We start from the raw sequence: 2,621 nt of genomic DNA on the forward strand, positions 1-2,621 counted from the left end.
ATCGAAACGCTGGAGGGCTGGGTGCGCGCAGGCGCCCATTGGCGCGTGCTCCATCACGGTGAACACCACGCGGTCGTCGAGCTTCAGCAATGCACCGGCGAGCCGGTCGAGCGCATCGAGTCCGACAACCCTGCGGTGATCGCCTACCTCGAAGGGGTCGGCTCCGACCTCGACCTGACCACGAAGGAAGGCAACGATGACACTCGTTAGCGCCGAGGAGCGCGCGTTCGCGTTCCTGCCCATGAACGAGCGACCGCGCAAGCCGCGCAGTCGCGGCGTCACTGAGATCCGCGGCCCCTACTACACCCCCGTCGGTCGCCACTACCTCGACGACCTGCTCGAGACGATGGGCGCCTACGTCGACACGCTCAAGTACGCCGGCGGCTCCTTCAGCCTGATGCCGCGCGAGGCGGTAAGCGCGCTGAACGAGCTTTGCCACGAGCACGACGTCGAGGTCTCCACTGGCGGCTTCCTCGAGTACGTGCTCGCCCAGCGCGGCGACGCCGTCGCGCGCTACCTGGAGGAGTGCCGCGAGCTGGGCTTCGACATCGTCGAAATCTCGAGCGGGTTCATCACCCTCCCCACCGACGACCTCGTCGCCCTCACGAAGGCGGTACGCGCCGCCGGGCTGAAGGCGAAGCCCGAGGTCGGGATCCAGTTCGGCGCCGGCGGCGCCTCCACCATCGAAGCGCTCGAAGCGGAAGGCATGCGCGACGTCGGCCAGGCGATCGAGCTCGCCAAGCACCACCTCGACGCCGGCGCACAGCTGATCATGATCGAGTCGGAGGGCATCACTGAGCAGGTGCGGGAGTGGCGCACCGACGTCGTCGGCCGCATCGTCTCCGAGCTCGGGATCGAGCAGGTGATGTTCGAGGCGGCCGATCCCGCCGTGTTCACCTGGTACGTCCGCAACTACGGCATCGACGTCAACCTCTTCGTCGACCACTCCCAGATCGTCCAGCTCGAGTGCCTGCGCGCCGGGATCTGGGGCACCGACGACACCTGGGGCCGCATCCTCAGCTACGGCGCTTCCAGGGGGAAGGAGACGTAGCGGTGGCCGCGCGCACAGGCGACCTCGCCCGCCGTGTCGCCCACCGCCGCCGCGAGCTCCACCTCAGCTACGACGAGGTCGCCCGTCGCGCCGAGATGCACGCCGACTACGTCGAATACCTCGAACACGCCCCCTTCGTCGCGCTCGGCCCCGGCGCTCTGCAACGCCTCGCGAGCGCGCTCGAGACGACCGTCGACGACCTGCGCGGCGGCACGGTCGACCGGCCGCCCGGCCCCGGCCGTGCAGGCCCGCACCCGCACCTCGACGTGCTAAGCCGCGAGGAGTGCGAGGCCCACCTCGCCGGCGGCGGGGTTGGCCGCTTCGTCTTCATCAGCAGTGACTGGCCCGTCGCGCTGCCGGTCAACTTTCGCTTTCTCGACGGCGACGTGGTCTTCCGCACCCGTACCGAAGGCCTGCTCGCCGCGGCGGCGGGCACGCATGTCGGCTTCGAGGTCGACCACATCGATGACGTTATGAGCGAAGGCTGGAGCGTGCTCATCGGCGGCCTTGTCCGGCTCGTCGACGATTCCCACGAACTCGAGCAGATCGCCGCGCTCGGCATCGAGCCTTGGCCCGGCGGCCACCGCGAAGCCGTCATGCGTATCGAGACCGAGGCGATCACCGGACGCCGAATCCGCCAACGCACGAAAAGCGCGGGGGAGGTGGGAGGCGACGGCTGAGATGATGGCGAAGCTCGAGACGTGGCGCGAGCTCGCCCAGCAGCTGCGCGTCGATTCGGTGCAGGCAGCGGCAGCGGCCGGGTCCGGTCACCCCACCTCGTCGCTGTCGGCTGCCGACCTGATGGCGGTGCTTCTGGCTCACCATCTCCGCTACGACTTCGCGCAGCCGCACGATTCGCACAACGACCGGCTGATCTTCTCGAAGGGGCACGCCTCGCCGCTGCTTTATGCCCTGTACAAGGCGGCGGGGGCGATCTCGGATGAGGAGCTGCTCTCCTTCCGCCGCCTCGGTAGCCGCCTCGAGGGTCACCCGACGCCCGGGCTGCCCTGGGTCGATGTCGCCACGGGCTCGCTCGGCCAGGGGCTTCCCTACGGGGTCGGGCTCGCGCTCGCGGGCAAGCGGCTCGACCGTCTGCCGTTTCGCGTCTGGGTGCTGTGCGGCGACAGCGAGATGGCCGAAGGGTCGATGTGGGAAGCGGTCGAGCACGCCGCCTTCTACGAGCTCGACAACCTGATCGCGATCGTCGACGTCAACCGGCTCGGCCAGCGCGGCGAGACGATGCACGGCTGGGACCTCGCCAGCTACGCCGACCGTGTGCGCGCCTTCGGCTGCCACGCGATCGAGATCAACGGCCACGACGTGGAGGCGATCGACCGCGCCTACACCGAGGCAGTCAGCGAGAAGGGGAAGCCGGCCGTGATCGTCGCCCGCACGGTCAAAGGCAAGGGGGTCGCCGCGGTCGAGGACCAGAACGGCTTCCACGGTCGCCCGCTCGACGACCCTGTCGAGGCGATCGCCGAGCTCGGCGGCGAGCGCAACATCACGGTGCAGGTGGCGAAGCCGGAAGGGGGCGACCCGCATCGCTTCGAGACGACCGGCTCGCCGGACC

4 protein-coding genes are annotated in these 2,621 nt (G+C 69.4%); all 4 read left to right on the forward strand.

Features of this window, described 5'->3' with window-relative positions; translation table 11 throughout:
* The coding region (locus tag VJR25_RS06880; RefSeq protein WP_324113907.1) for a hypothetical protein at positions 1–210 on the forward strand (210 nt) is incomplete at its 5' end.
* A complete protein-coding gene (locus tag VJR25_RS06885) occupies positions 197–1,051 on the forward strand; it encodes a phosphosulfolactate synthase (protein WP_324113909.1) in 855 nt (284 codons plus the stop codon). The genes VJR25_RS06880 and VJR25_RS06885, both read left to right, overlap by 14 nt.
* A gap of 2 nt (positions 1,052–1,053) precedes the next feature.
* Positions 1,054–1,731 carry a helix-turn-helix domain-containing protein gene (locus tag VJR25_RS06890; protein ID WP_324113911.1) on the forward strand — a complete coding sequence of 226 codons (678 nt, stop codon included), beginning with the start codon at positions 1,054–1,056 and terminating at the stop codon, positions 1,729–1,731.
* A 4-nt stretch (positions 1,732–1,735) separates the two neighbouring features.
* A partial coding sequence (locus VJR25_RS06895; RefSeq protein ID WP_324113913.1) for a thiamine pyrophosphate-dependent enzyme occupies positions 1,736–2,621 on the forward strand: 886 nt, incomplete at its 3' end.

Source organism: Microbacterium sp., assembly GCF_035277845.1.
In the GTDB taxonomy this organism is placed as follows: Bacteria; Actinomycetota; Actinomycetes; order Actinomycetales; family Microbacteriaceae; genus Microbacterium.